The organism is Microbispora sp. GKU 823 (assembly GCF_002027145.1).
GTDB lineage: Bacteria > Actinomycetota > Actinomycetes > Streptosporangiales > Streptosporangiaceae > Microbispora > Microbispora siamensis.
The window spans coordinates 26962-49268 of the sequence record NZ_MWJN01000038.1 but is presented as its reverse complement, the minus strand read 5'-3'; the positions used below and the strand labels follow the sequence as shown (position 1 = coordinate 49268).

20 protein-coding genes and 2 pseudogenes are annotated in these 22307 nt (G+C 72.5%); 14 read left to right on the top strand and 8 right to left on the bottom strand.

The features are described 5' to 3' along the window. Positions 1 to 35 precede the first annotated feature (35 nt). From B1L11_RS51540 to B1L11_RS20965, 5 genes are read left to right on the top strand one after another with little or no spacing between them, the layout of a single operon-like run. Positions 36 to 554, top strand: coding sequence for a lyase family protein (locus B1L11_RS51540; RefSeq protein ID WP_256862760.1), 519 nt, complete (start codon positions 36 to 38; stop codon positions 552 to 554). Continuing rightward, positions 551 to 1318: a 3-oxoadipate enol-lactonase gene (pcaD, locus tag B1L11_RS20980; protein WP_079316051.1), complete on the top strand. Its 768-nt coding sequence runs from the start codon at positions 551 to 553 to the stop codon at positions 1316 to 1318. The genes B1L11_RS51540 and pcaD overlap by 4 nt, the downstream gene beginning before the upstream one ends. Continuing rightward, positions 1315 to 1695: a 4-carboxymuconolactone decarboxylase gene (pcaC, locus tag B1L11_RS51535; protein ID WP_079316050.1), complete on the top strand. Its 381-nt coding sequence runs from the start codon at positions 1315 to 1317 to the stop codon at positions 1693 to 1695. The genes pcaD and pcaC overlap by 4 nt, the downstream gene beginning before the upstream one ends. Then, positions 1692 to 2612, top strand: a complete 921-nt coding sequence (locus B1L11_RS20970) for a carbohydrate kinase (protein WP_079316049.1) — start codon at positions 1692 to 1694, stop codon at positions 2610 to 2612. The genes pcaC and B1L11_RS20970 overlap by 4 nt, the downstream gene beginning before the upstream one ends. Beyond that, positions 2609 to 3949: a rhodanese-like domain-containing protein gene (locus B1L11_RS20965; RefSeq protein WP_079316048.1), complete on the top strand. Its 1341-nt coding sequence runs from the start codon at positions 2609 to 2611 to the stop codon at positions 3947 to 3949. The genes B1L11_RS20970 and B1L11_RS20965 overlap by 4 nt, the downstream gene beginning before the upstream one ends. Positions 3950 to 4205: 256 nt before the next feature. Here B1L11_RS20965 and B1L11_RS55030 read toward each other — a convergent pair. Together B1L11_RS55030 and polX are read right to left on the bottom strand one after the other, a co-directional pair. Next, positions 4206 to 5024, bottom strand: a pseudogene (locus B1L11_RS55030) (cysteine--tRNA ligase); the annotation flags it as partial. Positions 5025 to 5083: 59 nt separating this feature from the next. Continuing rightward, complete coding sequence (gene polX / locus B1L11_RS20955) at positions 5084 to 6802, bottom strand: DNA polymerase/3'-5' exonuclease PolX (RefSeq protein WP_079316047.1); 1719 nt, start codon at positions 6800 to 6802, stop codon at positions 5084 to 5086. A 693-nt stretch (positions 6803 to 7495) separates the two neighbouring features. Here polX and B1L11_RS55025 point away from each other — a divergent pair. Then, positions 7496 to 7702, top strand: a pseudogene (locus B1L11_RS55025) (histidine kinase); the annotation flags it as partial. Positions 7703 to 7746: 44 nt separating this feature from the next. Here the strand turns inward: B1L11_RS55025 and B1L11_RS48475 are convergent. Continuing rightward, positions 7747 to 8118: a hypothetical protein gene (locus B1L11_RS48475; RefSeq protein ID WP_218671227.1), complete on the bottom strand. Its 372-nt coding sequence runs from the start codon at positions 8116 to 8118 to the stop codon at positions 7747 to 7749. A 35-nt stretch (positions 8119 to 8153) separates the two neighbouring features. Here B1L11_RS48475 and B1L11_RS20945 point away from each other — a divergent pair, with 35 nt between their 5' ends. Further along, complete coding sequence (locus tag B1L11_RS20945; protein WP_079316046.1) at positions 8154 to 8759, top strand: response regulator transcription factor; 606 nt, start codon at positions 8154 to 8156, stop codon at positions 8757 to 8759. Positions 8760 to 8791: 32 nt separating this feature from the next. Here the strand turns inward: B1L11_RS20945 and B1L11_RS20940 are convergent, their stop codons facing one another. From B1L11_RS20940 to B1L11_RS20925, 5 genes are all read right to left on the bottom strand, one after another. Then, positions 8792 to 10462, bottom strand: a complete 1671-nt coding sequence (locus tag B1L11_RS20940; RefSeq protein WP_079316045.1) for an RICIN domain-containing protein — start codon at positions 10460 to 10462, stop codon at positions 8792 to 8794. Between the two features lie 229 nt (positions 10463 to 10691). Continuing rightward, the gene (locus B1L11_RS20935) at positions 10692 to 11339 is read right to left on the bottom strand and encodes an acetamidase/formamidase family protein (RefSeq protein WP_372974706.1); all 648 of its coding nucleotides are present in this window, start codon (positions 11337 to 11339) and stop codon (positions 10692 to 10694) included. Between the two features lie 182 nt (positions 11340 to 11521). Continuing rightward, a complete protein-coding gene (locus B1L11_RS51525; RefSeq protein WP_256862755.1) occupies positions 11522 to 11692 on the bottom strand; it encodes a hypothetical protein in 171 nt (56 codons plus the stop codon). A gap of 5 nt (positions 11693 to 11697) precedes the next feature. After that, positions 11698 to 13098, bottom strand: coding sequence for an APC family permease (locus B1L11_RS20930; RefSeq protein ID WP_079316044.1), 1401 nt, complete (start codon positions 13096 to 13098; stop codon positions 11698 to 11700). A gap of 104 nt (positions 13099 to 13202) precedes the next feature. Continuing rightward, on the bottom strand, positions 13203 to 14297 hold the full coding sequence (locus B1L11_RS20925) for a substrate-binding domain-containing protein (protein ID WP_079316077.1): 1095 nt from the start codon (positions 14295 to 14297) through the stop codon (positions 13203 to 13205). Between B1L11_RS20925 and B1L11_RS20920 the strand changes: the two genes are divergently transcribed. From B1L11_RS20920 to B1L11_RS20890, 7 genes are all read left to right on the top strand, one after another. After that, entirely contained in the window at positions 14298 to 14750 is a 453-nt protein-coding gene (locus tag B1L11_RS20920; protein WP_256862754.1) for a MarR family winged helix-turn-helix transcriptional regulator, read from the top strand. Between the two features lie 89 nt (positions 14751 to 14839). Further along, entirely contained in the window at positions 14840 to 15625 is a 786-nt protein-coding gene (locus B1L11_RS20915; protein ID WP_179155255.1) for a TetR/AcrR family transcriptional regulator, read from the top strand. 16 nt (positions 15626 to 15641) lie between these two features. Then, a complete protein-coding gene (locus B1L11_RS20910; RefSeq protein ID WP_079316042.1) occupies positions 15642 to 16904 on the top strand; it encodes a cytochrome P450 in 1263 nt (420 codons plus the stop codon). Positions 16905 to 16913: 9 nt separating this feature from the next. After that, positions 16914 to 17510 (top strand): hypothetical protein, encoded by a 597-nt coding sequence (locus B1L11_RS45440; protein WP_306291685.1) that lies wholly within the window; start codon positions 16914 to 16916, stop codon positions 17508 to 17510. Beyond that, a complete protein-coding gene (locus B1L11_RS20900; RefSeq protein ID WP_179155254.1) occupies positions 17432 to 18364 on the top strand; it encodes a DUF4231 domain-containing protein in 933 nt (310 codons plus the stop codon). Before B1L11_RS45440 ends, B1L11_RS20900 begins: the two co-directional genes overlap by 79 nt. A gap of 341 nt (positions 18365 to 18705) precedes the next feature. Beyond that, positions 18706 to 21009 (top strand): FxsB family cyclophane-forming radical SAM/SPASM peptide maturase, encoded by a 2304-nt coding sequence (locus B1L11_RS51520; RefSeq protein WP_143737427.1) that lies wholly within the window; start codon positions 18706 to 18708, stop codon positions 21007 to 21009. Between the two features lie 81 nt (positions 21010 to 21090). Further along, positions 21091 to 22305: a TIR-like protein FxsC gene (locus B1L11_RS20890; protein ID WP_079316040.1), complete on the top strand. Its 1215-nt coding sequence runs from the start codon at positions 21091 to 21093 to the stop codon at positions 22303 to 22305. Positions 22306 to 22307: the final 2 nt, after the last annotated feature.

Below are 22307 nucleotides of genomic sequence, written 5' to 3'. Positions count from 1 at the left end.
GCTGTTCGCGGCCGAGACCGGGCTGGGCCGAGCCGGTGCTGCCCTGGCACACGCTGCGCACGCCCGTGACCGACCTGGCCTGCGCGCTCGCCGCCGTGACGGGCGCGCTGGGCAAGCTCGCCACCGACGTGATCCTGCTGGCGCAGAGCGAGGTGGGCGAGGTCGCCGAGCCCGCCGCGCCGGGCCGGGGCGCCTCGTCGGCGATGGCGCACAAGCGCAACCCGGTGCTCGCCACGATGATCAGATCGGCGGCGGTGCAGGCGCCCGCGCTCGCGCAGATCCTGCTCACCGCGCGGGTCGCCGAGCACGAGCGGCCCGCGGGGAGCTGGCACGCCGAGTGGCAGCCGCTGCGCGAGTGCCTGCGCCTGGCCGGCGGCGCGGCCGAGACGGCCGCCGAGCTGGCCGAGGGGCTGGAGGTGTTCCCCGAGCGCATGCGGCACAATCTCGATCACCTGCTCACCGTGCTGGCCGAACACGGGGAGGACCCCGGCGTCGGGTCCGCGCCCGCCCTCGTCGATCGGGCCCTGCAGCACCACCAGGGAAAGGCATCATGATCCTGCACCACCGATTCGACGGACCGCCGGACGCGCCGGTCGTCGTGCTGGGACCCTCGCTGGGCACGACGCTCGACCTGTGGGAGCCGCAGCTTCCCGCGCTCACGCGCACCTGGCGGGTGCTCCGCTACGACCTGCCCGGCCACGGCGGGTCGCGGGCCGCATCCGGCTTCACGCGTGGTCCGACGGTGGACGACCTCGCCGCCGGGGTGCTGGCGCTGCTCGACCGCCACGCCGTGGAAACCGTGGCGTACGCGGGGGTGTCGCTGGGCGGGGCCGTCGGGACCACGCTGGCGCTGATCGCGCCGGACCGGGTCGCGAGCCTGGTCCTGTGCTGCACCTCCGCCCGGTTCGGCACCGCGGAGAGCTGGCACGAACGCGCCGCGCTGGTCCGCGCCGAGGGCACGAAACCCCTGGCCGAGGCGACGAGGAGACGGTGGTTCACGGCGGGCTTCCCCGACGCCGAGCGCTACCTGGACATGCTGCGCGACGCCGACCCCGAGGGGTACGCCGCGTGCTGCGAGGCCCTTGCGGTCTTCGACGTCCGTGACCGGCTCGGCGACGTCCGCGCGCCCGCGCTGGTGATCGCCGGAGCCGAGGACCCGGCGACCCCGCCCGAGCACGCCGAGGTCCTCGCCCGGGACATCCCGGAGGCCGAGTTGCTGGTCGTGCCGGGGGCCGCCCACCTGGCCACCGCCGAACGCCCGGACGTCGTGAACGAGGCGATCACGCGGCATCTGACCACCCGCTGGAGGACGGCATGAGCTACGAGGACGGCATGCGGGTGCGCCGCGAGGTGCTGGGCGACGCGCACGTGGACCGGGCGCAGGCGCGGATCACCGAGTTCACCGCGGACTTCCAGGACCTGATCACCCGGTATGCCTGGGGTGAGATCTGGACCCGGCCCGGGCTGGACCGACGCACCCGCAGCTGCATCACGCTCACCGCACTGGTGGCGCGCGGGCAGCTGGAGGAGCTGGCCATGCACGTACGGGCCGCGCGGCGCAACGGGCTCACGACCGACGAGATCAAGGAGGTGCTGCTGCAGACCGCGATCTACTGCGGGGTGCCCGCCGCCAACGCCGCGTTCGCCGTCGCCCAGCGGGTGCTGGCGGAGGACCCGGGAGAGGATGCCGCATGACGTTCCTAGTGGTCGGCGAGAGCCTGGTCGACCTGATCGGCACGCCGGGATCGTGGACCTTCACCGCGGTGCCCGGCGGCAGCCCGCTCAACGTCGCGGTGGCGCTGGCCGCGCTTGGCCGCACGGTGCGGTTCGCCGGGGAGACCGGCGACGACTTCTTCGGCGGCCTGCTGCGCGACCACCTGACCCGCCACGGGATCGGGACCGGCGACCTCGCCCCGGCGGCGGCGACCGGCCTGGCCTTCGCCCGGGTCGGCGCGGACGGCTCGGCCTCCTACGACTTCCGCTTCGACTGGACCTTCTCGGCCCCGGTCGCGCTCGACGGGGTGACCTGCCTGCACACCGGCTCCCTGGCCGTGCTCGCCGGGCCGGGCGCCGCGCACGTGCGGGAGGTGATGCGGGCCGCCGCCGAGGCGGGGATCACCGTGTCCTACGACCCGAACATCCGGCCGTCCCTCGTCGGCGACCGGGTCCGCGCCCTGGCCCACGTCGAGGAGTGCGTACGGCTCGCGCGCCTGGTCAAGGTGAGCGCCGAGGACCTCGACTGGCTCTACCCGGGCGAGCCGTACATCGAGGTCGCCCGGCGGTGGGCACGGGCACATGAGCGGCTCGTGGTGGTCACCCGGGGCGGCGACGGCGCGACGGCCGTCCTGGGCGACGAGGTGATCTCTTGCCCGGCCCCGGCGGTCGAGGTCGTGGACACGGTCGGCGCGGGCGACACCTTCACCGCCGCCTGCCTCGACGCGCTCGACGGCGCTCCGTTGAGCACGGAGCGCGTGGCGGAGGCGCTGCGGCGCGGCTGCGCCGCCGCCGCGATCGTCTGCACCCGCGCCGGCGCGGTCCCGCCGACCCGGGAGGAGGTGAAGATCTTCTTCCCGGGTACGGGTGCCTCACGAGCCGAGGAGGGACCTGAATGATCGAAATCATCCCTGTCGAGACCCCCTCGCTGGGCGACCGCAGCTACCTCGTCGCCGACGGGGAGGTCGCCTTCGTGGTGGACCCGCAGCGGGACATCGACCGGCTGCTCCGCCTGGCCGAGCGGCGCGGCGTCGAGATCCGCCACGTCTTCGAGACCCACGTGCACAACGACTACGTGACCGGCGGGCCCGCCCTCGCCTCGGCCACCGGCGCGGACTACCACGTCAACGCGGCCGACCCCGTGGCGTTCGACCGGAGCCCCGTCGAGGACGGGGACGTGGTCGAGGTCGGCCCGCGCACGCGTCTGCGCGCCGTCGCCACCCCCGGTCACACCTTCACCCACCTGTCGTACGTGCTGGAGTCCCCGGATCGGTCGCCCTCCGTCTTCACCGGGGGCTCGCTGCTGCTCGGCACGACCGGGCGGCCCGACCTGCTCGGCCCCGAGCACACCGGCACGCTGGTGCGCGCCCAGTACGCCTCGGCGCACCGGCTGGCCCGCGAACTCCCGGCCGAGACGGACGTCCTCCCCACCCACGGGTTCGGCAGCTTCTGCTCGGCCACCCAGTCGGAGGTCACCGAGTCGACGATCGGCCGGGAGCGGCGGGTCAACCCGGTGCTGACCCGGAGCGAGGACGAGTACGTGGAGTCGCTGCTGGCCGGGCTGGACGTCTACCCGGCGTACTACGCGCACATGGCGCCGCTCAACCAGGCCGGGCAGGACGCGCCCGACCTGTCCGCGCCGCGCCGCGCGGACGCCGCCGAACTGCACCGCCGCCTCCGGGCCGGCGAGTGGGTGGTGGACCTGCGGTCCCGTACGGCGTTCGCGGCGGGCCACCTGGCGGGAACGCTCAACTTCGGGCTGGACGGGAACCTCGCCGTCTATCTGGGCTGGCTGATGCCCTGGGGGACGCCGGTGACCCTGCTCGGGGAGACGCCCGGGGACATCGCGCGGGCCCAGCGGGAACTGGCGCGGATCGGCATCGACCGACCGGCCGCGGCGGCCACCGGAGGGCCCGCCGAGTGGACCGGCGACGACAAGCCCGCGTCCATGCCGACGGCGACGTTCGCCGACCTGGCCGCCGTGCGCCGCCACCGCCCGATCGTGGTCCTGGACGTGCGCCGCGACGTGGAGTGGCGCGAGTCGCACGTCCCCGGCGCGGTCCACATCCCGCTGCACGAACTGCCCGCGCGGCTGGACGAGGTGCCGGGCGGCGAGGTGTGGACGCACTGCGCGACGGGCTACCGGGCGTCCATCGCCGCCTCGATCCTGGCCGCGGCCGGGCGGGACGTGGTGGCCGTGCTCGACGAGTACGACTCCCGGGCCGCCGCCGCGTGATCTCTCCGCTGCTCTCAGCCGAGGGCGAGCACCGCGATGACCGTGCGGGCGGCCTGCCCGCCCTCCTCCTCGGCGATCGCCAGGGCGGTCGCGACGTCCAGGTCGTCCAGCAGCGCGCGCACCCGCCGCCCGCTCGCCCGCCGCCGAGGCCCGCGGGCCGCCCGGCGGCCGCGTGCAGCCGCTCCAGGCGGGCCGCGGCCTCCTCCAGGCCGCCGGGACGGTAGTCCCAGTCGGCCGCCCACGGGTGGTCGAGCAGCAGCAGGCGCACCGCGCCGACGGGGTGGTGCCGCAGCAGGTCGGCGGTGAAGACGAGGTTGCCCGCCGACTTGGCCATCTTGGCGCCGTCCACGCGGACCACCCCCACGTGCAGCCAGGCGCGGGCGAACGGCCGCACCCCGGTCACCGCCTCGGCCATCGCGGCCTCGTACGCGTGGTGCGGGAAGCGCAGGTCGGCGCCGCCCGCGTGCAGGTCGAGGGCAGGCCCGTACGTCGTCAGCGCCATGGCGGCGCACTCGGCGTGCCAGCCCGGCCGCCCGTCGCCCCACTCGCTCGGCCAGCCCGGCTCCCCCTTCGCCGACGGCCGCCAGATCGCCACGTCCGCCGGGTCGTCCCTGCGCGGGTCGCCCCCACCGGAAGCGGGATCGTCGCCGAACTCGGCCAGCAGGCGGGCCGCCTCCTCGGCGCCGATCCGGCCCCGCTCGCGCACGCCCGCGCCCCGGAAGTACACCGCGCCGTCCCGCTCGTACGCGTGGCCCAGCTCCAGCAGGGCGCGGGCGAGCGCGACGACCTGCGGCACGTAGGTGTGCGCCCGCGGCTCGTACGTCACCGGGTGCACGTGCAACGCGGCCATGTCCCGGTCGAAGTAGAACTGCTGCACGGCGGCGAAGCTGTCATACGGGCTGCCGGCCCGGCGCGCCGCCGAGGTCAGCACGTCGTCCACGTCGGTGACGTTGCGGCACACCTCGACGGGCACGCCGGCGTGCCGCAGCACCCGCGCCGCCACGTCGGCCCACACGAACGTCCTGGCATGACCGAGATGGGTCGTGTCGTAGGGCGTGATCCCGCACACGTACATCCGGGCGCGGCCCACCACGGGCAGCGGCCGCCGGCCGATCGTCAGCATGAAACCCCCTTTCATCCCGGGCGGAGGAACTCCCGCAGCCGGTCGAGTGGCCACGTGTTGATTACCCGGTCGGGCGTGAGCCAGCCGCGCTGCGCGGTGCCGACGCCGTACCGCATGACGTCGAGGTGCGGCACGGCGTGCGCGTCGCTGTCGATCGAGAACAGCACGCCCCGGTCGGCGGCCCGCCGGACGAGGCCCGAGGGCAGGTCGAGCCGGTCGGGGAAGGAGTCGATCTCCAGCGCCGTCCCGGTGCGGACGCAGGCGTCGAACACCCTCGGCCAGTCGGCGTCCACCGGCTCCCGCCTGCCGGCGACCCGCGCCGTCGGATGACCGATGATCTTCACGTACGGGTTCTCGCAGGCCCGGATCAGCCGCCGGGTCATCTCCTCGGGCGACTGGGTGAAGTGCGAGTGCACCGAGGCCACGCACAGGTCGAACCCGGCCAGGAACTCCGGCGGCCAGTCGACCTCGCCCTCCGGGTCGATGTTGAGCTCGCACCCGTGCAGCAGCGTCATGCCGGGGCGGGCGGCGCCGAGGCGGCGGAGCCGCTCGCGCTGGTCCAGCGCCTTCTCGTCGGTCATCCGCTGCATGTAGAGGTTGGGCGCGTGGTCGGTCACCGCGTAGTAGTCGTAGCCGCGCGCCGCGGCCGCCTCGACCATCTCCTCCAGCGGCGCGAGCCCGTCGGTCAGGTCGGTGTGCGTGTGCAGGTCGCCGCGGATGTCGGCCAGGGTCACCACCCTGGGCAGCCCCCCGCCCAGCGCGGCCTCGATCTCCCCGGTGTCCTCGCGCAGCGTCGGCTCGATCCACGGCAGGCCGAGCATGCCGTACACCTCCGCCTCGTCCGCCGAAGTGATCTTCTCGCCGGTCGCCACGTCGAACACGCCGTACTCCGACAGCTTCAGCTTCCGGTGCACGGCGATCTCCCGGGTGCGGATGTTGTGCGCCTTGGATCCGGTGAAGTACTGCAGCGCCGCCCCCCAGGAGTCCCTCGGCACCACCCGCAGGTCGACCTGGAGCCCCGCCGCCGTGCGGACCGAGCTCTTCGTCTCACCGTGCGCGATCACCTCGGTGACGTACGGCAGCGTGGTGAAGGCCGCCATCAGGGCGGCCGAGTCGTCGGCCGTGGCCAGGACGTCGACGTCGCCGATCGTGTCCTTCATCCGCCGCAGCGACCCGGCGTACGCGCACCGTTCGCAGCCCGGCACGGCCGACAGCGCGGTGACGACCTCCTCGGCGACCGCCATCGCGATCCCGATGTGCACCCGGCTGCCGGTCTTGCGCATCACCTCGATGCCGTGGAGCAGGTTCTCCTCGGTCTTCGCCCCGAACCCGTGCAGCCCCTCCAGGACCCCGGCGTGGATGGCGTCCTCCAGCTTCTCGATCGAGTCGACGCCCCGCTCGTGATACAGGACCATGGCCTTCTTCGGCCCGAGCGTGGGAATCGTGGTCAGCAGGCGGACCCCGGCGGGGATCTTCGTCCGCAGCTCCTCCAACTGGTGGATCGACCCGGTCCGCAGGTATTCGTCGATCTTCGCGGCGATCGACGCGCCGACGTTCGGGATCGCCCGCAGGGCCGCCACGTCCATATCGTCGATTTCCCGGCCGTACCCGCCGACCGACCGGGCCGCCTTCTCGTAGACCCTGACCTTGAACGCGTCGCCCCCGGTGATCGCGATCAGGTCGGCGTACTCCTGCAGCAGCCCGGCGACCTCCTCGTTGCAGCGTCTCATCGCAGGCACCCCCCACGTCAGGCTGCTGCGGCCTCGGAGACCTCTCCAGGTGCGGAGGTCCCGGCTCCGTGGGACCGAAGACCCGGGTGATTCGTACTGCCCGCGAGGCGACATCCCGCCCTGCCCGCCCCGGCCGGAGGCCGACCATAATGGCGGCCATGGCAGAGGCGGCGGAGCGGACGTGGGCGGACGGGTGTGAGCCCGGTGCCGCACGGCCGGGCCGTTTCCGGCCGCGCCTGCCGTCGTGGCTTCCGGCCCGGCTGCTCGCGTCGGCGCTGGGGCTGACCGTCCTCCTGCTGCTGGCGCCGCCGCGCCGCGGCGTCGGCCGTGCCGGCTGGCCCGCCTGGACCCTGGTGGCCGCGGCGGGGGTCTCGTTCGCGGGAGCCGTGGTGACCGGCGCCCGCTCCGGCCCCGGCGTACGACCCCTGCCGGTGGCGTTCGTCGCGCTGCTCGCGGCGATCACGCTCACGGCGGCCCTGATCTACAGAACGGACGGATGGCAGACCCTGTTCTCCCTGCTCGCCGTGGCCGTGGCGATCGTGCTCCCGGTCCGCGCGGCGCCCCCCGCTCGTCGCCGTCACGGCCGCACTCGCCGCGATCGTCCCCGTGGGCGGCAGGTCGTTCGGCGACGCCCTGTGGGGCACCGCCCTGACCACCCTGTTCGCCGGGATCACCACGTACGGCTTCCGCCGGATGGCCGAGGTGATCGAGGAACTCCGCCGGACCAGGGAGAAGCTGGCCGTCGCCGCCGTCTCGGCCGAGCGCCTGCGCTTCTCGCGCGACCTGCACGACCTGCTCGGGCACACGCTCTCGATGGTGGTCGTCAAGGCCGAGGCCGTACGCCGGCTGGCCCCGCGCGACACGGAGGCAGCCGTGCGGCACGCGGCGGACATCGAGGCCATCGGGCGGCAGGCGCTGACCGAGGTGCGGGAGGCGGTCACGGGTTACCGGGACGCGAGCCTCGCCTTCGAACTCGACAGCGCCCGGGCGGCCCTGGCCACGGCCGGCGTCGACTGCGTGGTGAAGGAGTCGGGGCCCGCGCTGACGCGGGAGACCGACATGCTGCTGAGCTGGGTCGTCCGGGAGGGGATCACGAACGTCGTGCGGCACTCCGGCGCCCGGCGCTGCGTCATCACGCTGCGCCGCGACCGCGACCCGGTGCTGGTCGAGATCAGCGACGACGGCACAGGCGGTGCCGTCGGCGAGGAGGACGGCAGCGGCCTGCGCGGGCTGCGCGAGCGCCTGGCCGCCGCGGGCGGGCGGCTGACCGCCTCCCGCCTGCGCGGGGGTTCGTCCTCACGGCCGAGATCCCGCACGCGGGCGTGGACGACGACGAGCGGAAGGACGGCCTGTGACCCGCGTGCTGATCGCCGAGGACCAGACGATGATGCGCGACGCGCTCACCGTGCTGCTCGACCTGGAGGACGACTTCGAGGTCGTCGCGCAGGTCGCGTCCGCGGGCGAGGTCGTTCCCGCCGCGCTGCGGGCCAGGCCCGACGTGGCCCTGCTCGACATCGAGATGCCCGGCGGCAGCGGGCTCGACGCGACCGCGGACCTGCGGGCCGCCCTCCCGGAGTGCGTGGTGGTCATCGTCACGACGTTCGGACGGCCCGGTTATCTGCGCCGGGCGCTGGACGCGGGCGCGCGCGGCTTCGTGGTCAAGGACCGGCCCGTCGGCGAACTCGCACAGGCGATCAGGCGCGTGCTCGCGGGCGAGGTCGTGGTCGACCCCGCCCTGGCCACGGCCGCCCTGAGCGCCGGGCCGAACCCGCTGACGCCGCGCGAGCGCGAGGTGCTCGCCGCCGCCGCCGACGGCTCCACCGCCGCCGACATCTCCCGCCGCCTCTACCTGTCGGAGAGCACCGTACGCAACCACCTGTCGGCGTGCATCACCAAGACCGGCACCCGCAACCGCATGGAGGCCGTCCGGGTCGCCCGCCACAACGGCTGGCTGTGAAGGGGCGGCCCGGACGCTCTCATGCCTGTCTGTTACGGCGTCACCGGCCTGCCGCCGAAGGTCACCACGAGGCGGCCGTCCGAGGCGTACGACCAGCCCAGGGCGCCGGTGTAGGAGGAGCACCGGGACCCGTTCGAACCCGACCAGAACTGGTTGGAGCTGTCGGCGTTGCCGACGATCTTGTCGTTGGATCCGCTGCCGCTGCGGCACGAGGTGTTGTTCCGGAACACCGAGGTGCCGCCGTCGAACGAGAAGTTGCGCTGGGTGTTGTCGATGCCGACGTTGTCCGAGATCGACATCGTGCCGAGGTTGCGGTTGTAGGTGAACCCGTGCTTGCCGTTGTGGTAGGCGATGTTGCGCCTGATGATGTGGTTGACCGGGATGTCCTCGCCGCCGAGCTTGTAGCCGTTGCGGTCGCCGTTGCCGGCCTGGCTGCCGTCCGTGAGGGTGCCGTTGTTGTACGACAGGGAGTCCTCGATGGTCACCGGGCCGATGGGACCGGTGTCCGTCTTGGTGTAGAGGTCCCAGCCGTCGTCGATGTTGTTGTGCGACACCGCGTAGCGGAAGACGTTGCCGGAGCCGACGGTGAGCTTCGCCGCGAACCCGTCCGCGTCCTCGCCGTCGGAGTCGGCGTTGTCGTGCGACTCCGCACTGAGGATGAGGTTGTTCGACGGCCACTGGTCGCGCGGAGTGTCGGAGGCGATCCGCGACAGTTGCAGCCCGGTGTCGCGGTTGAACCGCGTCACCGTGCGCTCGATGATGTTGTCGCTGCCGCCGACGAAGATCCCGTTGTCACCGGCGCGCTCGACGACGAGGCCGTAGACGTGCCAGTACGACCCGTTCACGGCGAGCCCGCGGTTGGCCGGGTCCTCGCTCTGCGCCGAGAAGTTCAGCACCGGAGTCTCTCCGGGGTAGGCGGACAGGGTCTTGCGTGCGCTCGCCGTGCCGTCGTTACCCGGCGCGATGACGACCGTCTGCGAGAGGTTGTAGGTGCCGCCGCGCAGGTAGATCGTCCCGCCCGGCGTGACGCGGGTGATCGCCGAGGTGAGAGTTGTCGGGTCCGACTGCGTCCCCGCCGCACCGTCCCTGCCGTTCGGCGCGACGTACAGCGCGCCCCCCGGCGGCGGAGTCGGCGTGGGAGTCGGTGAGGGCGTCGTGGACGGTGTCCTGGACGGCGTGGGGGTGCGCGTGGGCGTGGGGCTCGGCGTGGAGCCCGCGGGGTTGAGCGACCACTGCTTGCTGGTGACCGAGTCGCAGGAGTTCTGCTGCACGAGCGCCCCGGCGCTCGTGGAGCTGTCCTTGACGTTCAGGCACTTGCCACTGTTGACGTTGACGACGCGATACCTCGCGCCCGACTCGGTGAGCGTCCAGGCCTGGGAGGACGCGCCGCTGCAGCTCTGCAGCTCCACCGCCTTGCCGGCCGAGGTGCTGGCGTCCCGCACCCCGGCGCACAGCCCGCCGCTCCCGGCCTTGAGGGTCACCCCGCCGCTCGTCGAGGCCAGGCTCCAGACCTGGCCGGCGCTGCCGTCGCACGCCCGCTGGACGAGCTGGGTCCCCGCCGAGGCGCTCGGCGCGGCCAGGCACAGACCGCTGCCGCCGTTGACCACGGTGAAGGAACCCGACGACGGGGCCGCGGCCGCGGACGTCGCGCCGGCGACGCCTCCCGCCAGCGCGACGGCCGCCGCCGCCGTCAGGGCGAGCATGCTGCCCGCCCGTCTTCTTTCCAGACTCACGTTCGCTCCTCGTCTGCGAGACGGTGTAGTTCACACATGTGAACGTCATACATGTTCGCGAACACCCTGAAGGTAGGAGCGGACCTCACAGGTGTCAACGGGCGACGTGAGGAGATTTCGCACGAGGAGTTGGCGGACGGCCCACCCTCACCGGCGCGTTGAAACTTTCACAGCTCCGGCCACGACGGCCGGTCGGGCCTCAGCGGGTGGAGAGATACTCCTCGCCGAGGGCGCGCAGGCGGGCGTGCGCGGAGCCGTACACGTCCGGGTCGCCCAGGTACGCCTTGGGCAGCTTGGCCACCATCGTGTAGTTGGTGTCGCAGACGTTGCCGACCGGGGCCTCGCCGCCCTGGCTGACGAGCTGGTAGGCGTCCAGCTCATCGAGCCCGGTGAGGGCGGCCGTCCAGGTGACGAGGTCGTGCTGGCTGATCCGGTAGGCGTCCTCCAGCGGCCGGGCCGAACCGGTCGACATGATGTGGCGGTCGTCCTCGAGCCGCGGCCACGGGGTGGCGACGCCCTTGATCAGTTCGACGGCGACGACCGTGTTCATCGCCGCCTCGACGGCGGTGCCGCAGACCTCGCCGTGGCCCTGGCGGCAGTGGCCGTCACCGATCGCGAACAGCGCGCCCGGCACGTTGACGCCCAGGTAGACGGTGACCCCGGCGCGCAGCTCGGGGGTGTCCATGTTGCCGCCGTGGGCGTCCGGGGTGATGGTCATCCGCGCCTCGGCGGCGGCCGGGGCGACGCCCACGGTCCCGTGCATCGGGTCGAGCGGCATCTCGACGGCGAAGTCGCCGCGCCGCGAGCGGTAGCGCACGGTCCGCCGTTCGGCGTCCACCTCGTACATCCACACGGCCTCCTCCAGCGGCGGCTGGAGCGTCGCGGTGGTGTGCGTGGAGGTCAGCGCGCCGAAGTGCGGGAACGTCGTGGAGACCGCCCAGTCGCGGGCCGGCTCGATGGAGACGAAGTGAAGGGCCAGGGTGTCGCCGGGCTCGGCCCCGTCGACGTGGAACGGCCCGGTGACCGGATTCAGATACGGAAACTCGCAGACCTGCGACGGCAGGTCGGCGTGCCGCGCACCCGGCCGCCGAAGCAGTCCTCGGTGTACAGCTCCAGCACCGCGCCGGGGGCGACGGACTCGACGGCCGGGCGGCCGCCGAAGGTGTAGGACAGGTCGTCGGGACCGGGACGGTAGGACACGACGTTCACTCGTTGGCCTCCGGGGTGACGGCGGACAGGGTGGGGCGCCGGCCCATCAGGGAGGAGCCGACGAGGATCACGATGCCGATGGCCAGCCAGACGAATCCGAGCACCTGGGCGGCGACCTTGGCGTTGATCACGACATAGAGCAGGATCAGGAAGCCGATCGCCGGGGCCACGAGGTGCCGCCACCAGTCACGGCTGCGGTTGCGGACGACGTAGTGGACGACGACCGACACGTGCAGGGCGAGGAAGGCGGTCATCGCGCCGAAGTTGACCAGCGAGCCGAGCAGCGTGATGCCGTCCTTGCGCGTGCTCATGAACAGGCCGAGGACCAGCGACACCCCGGCCACCAGGAACGTGGCGTTGACCGGCACCTTGTGCTTGGGGTGCACCTTGCCGAGGAACTTCGGGAGCTGGCGGTCGCGGGCCATCGCGAACAGCAGGCGGGAGGTGGCCGCCTGGGCGACGAGGGAGTTGGCGAACCCCCAGGCCACGGCGGTGGCGACGGCCGTCAGCACGCTCAGCCAGTGGCCTCCGGCGTACTCGGCGGTGTCGTAGAACGCGGTGCCCCCGGGGTCGCCGTTGGCGAGCAGGTCGGCGCGGTTGGGGGCGAGCAGCGCCGCCACCCAGGTCTGCACGACGAACAGCGCGCCGGCCAGGGCGAGGGCGAAGACCATCGAGCGGCCGAGCCGGCGGGTGCTCTCGCGGCTCTCCTCGGCGAGCATCGAGATGCCGTCGAACCCGAGGAACGACAGCACCGCCACCGACACGGCGCCGAACGCCAGCGGCCAGGAGAACGTCGAGGAGTCGAACAGCGGGCTGAGGGCGTTGCCGTGGCCCTTGCCCTGCGCGAGGGCGACGATCCCGACGACCAGGAAGATCGCCAGCACGATCAGCTCGGCGACCAGCATGATCTTGTTCATCCGGGCGGTCATCTCGATGCCGAGGTAGTTGACCACCGTGTTGAGCACGATGAAGGCGATCAGCCACACCCAGATCGGCACTCCGGGCACGAACGACGTCATGGCGGCGCTCGCCACGAGGTAGAGCAGCGCAGGCACCAGCACGTAGTCGAGCAGGATCACCCAGCCCGCCAGGAAGCCGACCGGGGCGGCGATGCCCCGGCCCGCGTACGTGTAGACCGAGCCCGTCATCGGGAACGCGCGGGCCATCTGGGCGTACGACAGGGCGGTGAACGCCATCGCGACCATGCCGATCACGTAGGCGAGCGCCACCATCCCGCCGGACGACTGGAAGACGCTGCCGAAGATGCCGAACGGCGCGATCGGCACCATGAAGATCAGACCGTAGATGAGCAGGTCGGCGAAGCTCAGCGAGCGCCGCAGCTCCTGTTGGTAGCCGAAGCGCTCGACGCCGGGCGCCTCTGGTTGAGGGGAGGACATGGATCGGCTCCTTGAAGCACGGGTCCGTGAAGCACGGGGGCAGAGCCGTACGATAGGGGCAATCCTTGAAAACGAAAAGGTTTCTGTTGGAAGTTTTACGCTCGTTACACCGACGTGACGACCTCGAAGTCCAGCCCGTCGGCGCGCGCGACGTACACCCGCTGGCGCACCCGGCCCGCGGCCAGCGTGAGAAGGCCGCGCCCGGAGACGACCGTCGTGCCGTCGGCGACCGCCTCGACGGCCGGCACCGCCAGCGTGCCCGCGCGCCGCGCCAGGGCGGCCAGCATCAGCACGCCCTCGTAACAGCCGTGCCCGTGCCCGTTGAGCAGCGGCGCCTCGGGGCCGAACATCGCGGTGTAGCGCTCGGCCAGGCCGAGGTTGGCGTCGGTGGCGATGCCGCCGAAGTAGCCCATGGCGGCGTACAGGCCGCCGGTCGTGTCTCCGCCGGTCGCGAGCAGGCCGTGCTCCTCCAGCGCGCCGCACAGCCGCGCGCAGCCGAGACCGCTCGCGGCGAAGGCCCGGTTGAAGGCGATCAGGTCGCTGCCGATGAGAGTGAGCAGCACGGCGTCCGGGCGCACGGCGGCCAACTGCTCGAGCAGCAGGTCCATCGCGGTGGTCCCGGGCGGGACGAGACGCTCCCCCACCACCGTCGCGGACCGGGCCCGCAGGTGCCCGCGGGCCGAGGCGTGCACCAGGCGCGGCCAGACGTAGTCGTTGCCGAGCAGGAACCAGCGCCGGGCCCGCCGGTGCTCGACCAGCCAGTCGATCCCCGGCCCGACCTGCAGCGAGGCGGGCTCGCCGAGGTAGTAGACGCCCGGACGGCGGACGCCGCCCTCGTACGGCGGGGTGTAGACGAAGGGGGCCGCGCCGCCCAGCGCCCGTTCGACCGCGACGCGCACGTCGCTGGCGTGGGTGCCGACCACCGCCTGCACGGCCCCGGAGCGCACCAGCCCCCGCACCTCAGCGGCGACCGCGGCCGGGCCGCGGCCCCCGTCCACGAGCACGAGTTCGACCGGCCTGCCCAGCACTCCCCCCGTGGCGTTGACCTCCCGGGCGGCGAGCACGGCGCAGTTGATCGCTCCCGGCCCGAGCAGGCCGAGCACGCCGGAGACCGGCACCACCAGCGCGACGCGGAGCGTGTCCGCGCGCAGCAGATGAGCCTCGAGAGGGTCGATGACGACTGTGACAGGATCGGCCACGTGCACGAGTATCCCCTGACCGAACAGGTGACCGGCCTCGGGTCGTCACTCGCCTACCTGCTGAGCAGGGCCGAGCGCAGCGTCAACCGCGGGCTGGCCGCCGCGCTCGCCGCCGAGGACGTGACCGTCGAGCAGTGGCGCATCCTGCAGGCACTCGCGGACGGGCGCGGGCACTCGATGGGCGACCTGGCCGAGGCCGCGCTGATGCCCCACCCCACGCTGACCAAGGCGGTGGACCGCCTGGTGGAACGCGCGGTGGTCTACCGGGGGCACGACCCGGCCGACCGCCGCAAGGTCGCGGTCTTCCTCGCCGACCGGGGCCGCGACCTGCTCGCCCGCCTGGAGGCGGGCATCGCCGAGCACCAGCGGGCGATCCTCGCGGCGTACGGCCCGGCCCGCACCGAGCGGCTCATGCGCGACCTGGAGTCACTGCTGGCCTCCCTGGAGGCCTGACAGGCGTCGCGCTCGCAGGAACAACGCCGACGCGCGGCCGGTGGAGTTCCGTCTTGCCCGGCCGCGTCCCGCGGCGTACGTTCGACTGTGTGACCGGAATCGTCATCCCGGTCACGGCCACGGCGGAGGGGGGCGCGGTGACGGACCTCGACTCCCGGCCGGCGGGCCCGGCCTCCACCTGGCGGGAGCGCGAGCGGCGGGCCGAGCGCATCCTGGACGCCGCGGGCGAACTCCTGGTGGCCTGGGGCTACCCGCGCATCACGGTCGAGGACGTGGCCCGGCGGGCGGGCGTCGGCAAGGGCACCGTCTACCTGCACTTCAGCACGAAGGACCTGCTCTTCCTCGCGGTGCTGATACGGGCCGAGGCCCGGATCATCGAGCGGTTCGCCGCCGGCGTCCGCGCCGACCCCTCCGCGGTCCTGCTCAGCAGCGTGGCCAGGTCGACGTACCTGTGGATGCACGAGGAGCCGATCTTCCGGGCGACGCTCCTCGGCGACGGCGACACCCTCGGCACGCTGAGCAGGAGCGCCGCCGAGAACCTGCCGGACCTGCTCGACGTGCGCGACCGCACGCTCCGGGCGCACGTCGAGGTGCTGCGCGAGCACGGTCTGGTCCGCACCGAGCAGTCCCCGGCCCTCCAGGTCCACGCGTACGAGTCGATCCTGACCGGCTTCGTCACGATCGAGCCTCTGTCGCCGTCCACCGTGCCCGCCCTGGCGGACAACGCGGACATGATCGCCCATGTCGTCCGCTCGGCCTTCGAGCTCCCGGGGCGGCCCGAGAGCGTCCGGGCGGCGGCGCCGCGAGTGAACGAGATCTACCAGCGCCTGCTGGACCGGCTGAATGAGGAGATCCACCGGCACAGACGCACCTGACACGTGGAGGTAGGCAATGAGCACTTCCAGCACGGCGGGACCCGTCAACATGTTCGACGCGGACCTGGTGCGCGATCCGTTCGGGGGCTACTCGCACCTGCGGGAGCAGGCCCCGATGGTGCGCGGCTCCTTCCCCGGCCTGGACTCCCCGGTCTGGCTCGTCACGCGTTACGACGACGTCAAGACTGTGCTGGGCGACCGCCGGTTCGTCAACAACCCGGCCAACGTGCCGGGTGCGGACGTGCACAACATCCGCGAGCAGCTCATCGAGGCCCGCGGTATCCCCCGCGAGTACGCCGTGTACATCCTGGACAGCGTCCTCGACTCCGACGGCGACGACCACCTCCGGCTGCGCAGGCTGGTCTCGCGGGCCTTCACCGCCCGCCGGGTGGCGGAGCTGCGGCCCCGGGTCGAGGAGATCGCCGAGGACCTCCTCGACCGGCTGCCCGGCCACGCCGAGGACGGCGTCGCCGACCTGATCGAGCACTTCGCCTATCCCCTGCCGATCACCGTCATCTGCGAGCTGGTCGGCATCCCCGAGGAGGACCGGCCTCTGTGGCGGGAGTGGGGCAGGAGCCTGGTCTCGCTCGAACCGGGGGCGATGGCCGAGCCGCTGCGGCACATGGTGACCTACATCCGGGAGCTCATCGCCCGCCGTCGGTCCGAACCGGCCGGCGACCTGCTGACCGGTCTGATCCGCGCGCACGACGAGGACGGCGACCGGCTGACCGACACCGAGATGGTCACCATGGTCCTCACGCTCGTCCTCGCCGGGCACGAGACCACCGCCCACCTGATCGGCAACGGCACCGCCGCCCTGCTGACCCACCCGGACCAGCTCGCCGCGCTGCGGGCCGACCCGGGACTGCTGCCGCGCGCCGTGCACGAGCTGATGCGCTGGTGCGGGCCCGTCCAGGGCACCCGGATCCGGTACGCCGCCGAGGACGTCGAGATGGACGGCATGACCGTGCGCCGGGGCGAGCCGGTGATGGCGGTGCTGGTCTCCGCCAACTACGACCCCCGGCGCTTCGACGACCCCCACCGTCTGGACATCACCCGCGAGCCCGACGGGCACAAGGAGGTCCACGTCGGCTTCGGCCACGGCCTGCACTACTGCCTGGGCGCGGCGCTGGCCCGGCAGGAGGGCGAGGTCGCCTTCGGCGCGCTGCTGCGCCGCCATCCCCGGCTCGGACTGGCCGTGGCGCCCGAGGATCTCGACCGGCAGTTCCTCCCGTTCTCCTGGCGTCTCGCCCGCCTTCCCGTACGCCTGGGTGCGTAGTCTTCCTTCGTGAGCAGTGACAGGACCCTCCGGCCTCCCGTCCGGATCGCCGTCACGGGGCACCGGGACCTCGATCCCGAGACCCAGTCGCTCGTGGACGCGGAGGTCCGGGGGTTCCTGCGGGCGTACGCCCCCCACGTGGTCGGCATCTCGTGCCTCGCCCTCGGGGCGGACCAGATCTTCGCCGCCGCGGTCCTCGACCTCGGCGGCGTTCTGGAGGCCGTCGTACCCGCCCACGAGTACGGCGAGGGCGCCTTCCGCGCGTTGCTGGCCGAGGCGAGCGAGATCCGCAGGCTGCCGTTCGAGCGCGCTTCACCCGAGGCGTACGCGGCCGCGAACGAACTGCTGATCGAGACGGCCGATCTGCTCGTCGCCGTGTGGGACGGGCTTCCGGCGCGGGGGTCGGGGGGACGGCGGAAGCGGTCACGGCGGCGGCGCGCCGGCGAGTGCCTGTGCGTGTCATCTGGCCCTCGGGAGCGACGAGGGTTGACACGGTCTGAGGCATCGGCTCACCTCGAAAGGTGGAGGTGCTACCGGAGTCAGAGTTCCCCGCCCTGTACCGCGCCGCCGACCGCACCGCCGTCACGAACCAGCGCAGGCTGCTGACAGCGACCTCCGTCCGCCTGTCGTCCCTGGTCACGGCCGCCGTCTGCGGATCGTTCAGTCTCGTCGTCGGGCGGCTGGACCTGACGGCGACGATCGCTGCGGGGGCGATGGGGGTGGCCCTCGTCACCGAGGTCTACCTGCTGACCGCCCGCCCCGACCGGCGCTGGTACGAGGCGCGGGCCGCCGCGGAGTCCGCCAAGACGCTGGCGTGGCGCTACCTGGTGGGAGGCGAGCCGTTCGGCATCGGTACCCTCGCGGGCCACCACGCCGGAGGCGCCGGGGCGGACGCGGACGGCCACACGGCCGACGGGCTCCTGCTGCGCCGCTTCAGCGAGATCACCTCCGACCTGCAGACCATCGGCCCGGTCTCGGTGTTCGACGGCGACTCGCAGGTCACCGAGGGCATGCGCGCGGTCAGGGCGCTGACTCTGGAGGAACGCCGGCGCCACTACGTCACCGGCCGGCTCAACGAACAGCGCGCCTGGTACACCGCCAAGGCCCTCGACAACCAGCGCCGGGCCGCCAAATGGCTGCTCCTGGTGGCCGCGGCGGAGGCGCTGGGACTGGTCACCGCCGCCGTGAAGGCCGCACTGGGCGGAGACGGCCCGGACATCGACCTGCCCGGCATGCTGGGCGGGGTCGCGGCCGCGGGCGTGGCGTGGTTGCAGACACGTCAGCACCAGCAGATCGCGAGCGCCTACGCCGTCGCCGCGCTGGAACTCGGGCACATCGTCGTCCGCGCGGACTGGCCGTCCACGGAAGCGGAATGGGCCCATTTCGTGGACGAGGCGGAAGAGGCGATAGCACGCGAGCACATGCTCTGGTCGGCGTCCCATGCCTTGTCGAGCGATTAGTACATCAGTGGCAATTAGGGGATTTTTGGTACCGGCCAACCGAATCGGCCCGCAGTCCTGACCCTTAGGAAGGAGCGCCAGGCTGGCGGGTGCGGTAGCGTTAGCCGCCTACCGTTCCTTGCATCGTTATTCGATTGCACGTTCGCATTGGTGGGGCTAATGAACATTACCGATGAGAAGCAGTCCGAGGTCCCATCAAATGTGACGGACCTTCGCGACATTCCACTCTCCCATGTCTCCGACATCGACCGCGAGGGCATTATCCGGAGGGTCCTTCCGGAGACCCTGGTCGAACGCGTGCCCGTCGCGCGCTTCAACTCGTCGATCTGACCTTCCTCGCGGTGAATCGACCCTCGGTGCCGTTCCGGCAGTTCGTGCTCAAGGTGCACAGCCGGTGCGACCTGGCCTGCGACCACTGCTACGTGTACGAGCACGCCGACCAGTCATGGCGGAGCCGGCCTGCCGTCATGGCGGACGAGACCGCGGCGTGGGCCGTCACCCGCATCGCCGAGCACGTAAAGAGCCACGGGCTCGCCCAGGTGCACGTCGTGCTGCACGGTGGCGAGCCCCTGCTGGCCGGTCACGGCCGGCTCGGGCGCTCATCGCCGAACTGCGCGGCGGCCTGCGGGGGGCTGTGCGCGCTGGACCTGCGGGTCCACACCAACGGCGTGCTTCTCGACGAGCGCTTCCTCGACCTGTTCGAGGAACACGACGTCAAGGTCGGGGTCTCACTGGACGGCGACCGGGCGGCCAACGACCGGCACCGGCGCTACGCCGACGGCCGCAGCAGCTACGATCGCGTCATCCGGGCCGTGGAGCGGCTACGGCGCCGTCCTCAGCTGTATGCGGGGTTGCTGTGCACGATCGACGTCGCCAACGACCCCGGGGCCGTCTACCGGGCGCTCGCCGCCCTGGAGCCGCCGCGCGTCGATTTCCTGCTCCCCCATGCGACGTGGGACTCCCCTCCCTCGCGGCCGACTCCGACGGCCTACGCGGACTGGCTGATCGAGATCTTCGAAATCTGGTCCGCCGAGGGCCGTGTCGTGCCCGTGCGCATGTTCGAGTCGATCCTGCGCACCAGCCGCGGCGCCCCGAGCCTCACCGAGTCACTCGGACTCGAACCGGCCGACCTGGTCGTCATCGAGACCGACGGGACCTACGAGCAGGCCGACTCGCTCAAGGTCGCCTACGAGGGCGCGCCGGCCACGGGGCTCGAAGTGTTCCACCATGACCTCGACACCGTCGCGCGGCACACCGGCGTGCTCGCCCGGCAGCAGGGCCTCGGCGGGCTGTGCGCGACCTGCCGGGCCTGTCCTGTGGTGGACAGTTGCGGCGGCGGCCTGTACGCGCACCGGTACCGGACCGGGTCGGGCTTCGCGAACCCCAGCGTCTACAGCGCCGACCTCTTCAAGCTCATCACGTACATCCGGCGGAGAACCGCCATGCCCACGCACTCGGTGCCCGCCGCCACCATGGACGCCCTCTCGGCGGGCTTCGGCGACCAGGAGGACGTCCGCTGCCTGGCCGCGGCGCAGCGCACGATGCGCCGGGCACTGCTTGCCGGCGTCAACGCGCGCGGGTCCGCGACCGCGGGGTGGGAGTTGCTCACCCGCCTCGACGCCGACCACCGCGATGCCGTCGACGCCGTGCTCGACCATCCGTACGTGCGGGAGTGGGCGGTGCGGTGCCTGCGCCATGGCGGCGACGCGGGCTACCTCGCCAACATCGCCGGCGCCGCGGCCGTCCGGGCGGGCGCCGCCGCCGAAATCGCGATCACGGCGGTGGACGGCGTGTTCCACCTGCCCACCCTGGGAGCGTTCGAGGCGGGCTCGGCCACCACGGCCCGGCTGGTCGCCGAGGGAGGGCGGTTCTCGCTCGAGGACCTGCCCGGCGCGGTCTGGCACCCTCTGCGACGGCTGACCGCGGAGGGCCTGTCCGTCGTGCTGGAGGACACCGATCCCCATCGGCGCTGCCACGGCCACCCGGTCGCCGGGCGGCTCACCGAGGAGGAGGCGGCCGCGTGGCAGCGCGTGTTCGCCGAGGCATGGGCCCTCATCGAGTCGGATCACCCCGCGTACGCCTCCGGGCTGCGTGCCGGGCTGACCACGCTGGTGCCGCTCGACCCGCCCGCAGGGGGCGGCAGCGCAAGTTCGGCGGCCCGCAACGCGTTCGGAGCCGTGGCCGTCGCGCCTCCCGCCGATCCGGCCACCCTCGCGCTGCTGCTGGTCCACGAGTTCCAGCATGTGAAGCTGGGCGCTGTGCTCGACCTGGTCGACCTGTGCGATCCCACGCACACCGGGCTCTACTACGCGCCCTGGCGGCGGGAGAGCCCGCGGCCTCTCGAGGCACTGCTTCAGGGGGTGTACGCGCATCTGGCGGTCACGGACTTCTGGCGGGTGCGGCGGCACCGTTCCGAGGACGGCCCCGGCGAGGTGCAGTTCGCGCTGTGGCGGGAGCAGACGGCCCGGGCGATCGGCGACCTTGACGGCTCGGGGGGCCTCACGCCTCTGGGCGCGCGTTTCGTCTCCGGCATACGCCGGACGCTGGAGCCGTGGCTGGACGAGCCGGTCTCCGGGCGGGCGGCGGCGGCCGCGGCCGAGCTGGCGGAGCGCTACCGCGCGGAGTCCGCGGCCCTGCGGCGCTGACCCATCGTCCTGGCATTTCCCGGCAGCGGCACTTTCCTGACATAGACCTCGTTCCTATAGTGAAATCCGGGAAGGAGGCGAATGGCGAATCCACACACGCCCGCTCAACCCCCAGGGCCGTACTTCTTCCTCAGTTACGCGCACGTTCCCCCGTACGATCCGGCGGACGGCGGCGATCCCAACCAATGGGTGGAGAAGCTGTTCAAGGTGCTCTGCGAGCACATCATGCACCTGACCAGAGTGCCCCCCGGCGCGGCCGGATATATGGACAGAGAATTACGCACCGGGGACAACTGGCCCCAAATGCTCTCTGAGCGCCTATCCAGTTGCCGGGTTTTCGTCCCGCTGTATTCGCCTCGATACTTCGAGAGCGAGCACTGCGGGAAGGAGTGGGCGGCCTTCCTGGAACGGGTTCCCGGGCACACCGGGCCCGCGGCGATCGTGCCCGCCATCTGGGCCCCGATGCGCACGATGACACTCCCCCGGGCGGCCCAGGCCATCCAGTTCAACCACGCGGACCTCGGCACCCGCTACGCCGAGGAGGGCTTCTACGGAATCATGAAGCTCAGCAAGTACCGGAGCCAGTACCAGACGGCGACGCTGGGGCTCGCGCAGCGGATCATCGAGGTGGCCGAGACCTCGCCCATGCCGTACGGCAAGATCCGCGACTACACCACCGTGCCGAGCGCGTTCGCCGACCACACGCCGGAGCGGCCGGTGACCGTCACCGTCGTCGCCCCCGACCTGCGGCATCTTCCCGACGGCCGGGATCCCTACCATTACGGGCGCACCGCGTACGAGTGGGACCCGTACCGCAGCCGCAACGGCATGCGGCCCCTGGCCGACTGCGCCGCCGAGGTCGCCCGTTCCCGCGGCTTCCTCCCGGACGTGGGCACGCTGGAGGACCACGGCCGGACGCTGGAGGCCGAGGCGCCGAACGCGCCGGGTGTGATGCTGGTCGATCCCTGGGCGACCTCCCAGGCCGGCTGTCAGGAGGCGCTGCGCGGGGTGAACCGGCCGGGGCGGCAGTGGATCACCGTGATGGTGCCGTGGAACCGGGACGACCCCGAGACCGTGGAGCACGAGCCCCGGCTCAAGGGCTGCCTGAGGGAGGCGCTCGGGCACAAGCTGTCGGAGCCCGCGGCGTCACCCGAGGTGCCGAGCCTGGAGGCTTTCCGGAGTCTGCTGCCCGACGCGTTGCACAAGGCGACACAGCAGTACTTCAAGCACGCCCCCGCCTACCCGCCGGAGGGCGCGAGAGTCGACAGACCCAGGCTTATCGGGCCGGAGGAGTAGCG

Bases quoted from the DNA above. Each gene is read 5' to 3' on its own strand.
- pcaD (WP_079316051.1), top strand. From the start codon at position 551: ATGATCCTGCACCACCGATTCGACGGACCGCCGGACGCGCCGGTCGTC.
- pcaC (WP_079316050.1), top strand. From the start codon at position 1,315: ATGAGCTACGAGGACGGCATGCGGGTGCGCCGCGAGGTGCTGGGCGAC.
- B1L11_RS20970 (WP_079316049.1), top strand. From the start codon at position 1,692: ATGACGTTCCTAGTGGTCGGCGAGAGCCTGGTCGACCTGATCGGCACG.
- B1L11_RS20965 (WP_079316048.1), top strand. From the start codon at position 2,609: ATGATCGAAATCATCCCTGTCGAGACCCCCTCGCTGGGCGACCGCAGC.
- polX (WP_079316047.1), bottom strand. From the start codon at position 6,802: ATGAGACGCTGCAACGAGGAGGTCGCCGGGCTGCTGCAGGAGTACGCC.
- B1L11_RS20940 (WP_079316045.1), bottom strand. From the start codon at position 10,462: ATGCTCGCCCTGACGGCGGCGGCGGCCGTCGCGCTGGCGGGAGGCGTC.
- B1L11_RS20935 (WP_372974706.1), bottom strand. From the start codon at position 11,339: ATGTACGAGGTGGACGCCGAACGGCGGACCGTGCGCTACCGCTCGCGG.
- B1L11_RS20930 (WP_079316044.1), bottom strand. From the start codon at position 13,098: ATGTCCTCCCCTCAACCAGAGGCGCCCGGCGTCGAGCGCTTCGGCTAC.
- B1L11_RS20910 (WP_079316042.1), top strand. From the start codon at position 15,642: ATGAGCACTTCCAGCACGGCGGGACCCGTCAACATGTTCGACGCGGAC.
- B1L11_RS20890 (WP_079316040.1), top strand. From the start codon at position 21,091: ATGGCGAATCCACACACGCCCGCTCAACCCCCAGGGCCGTACTTCTTC.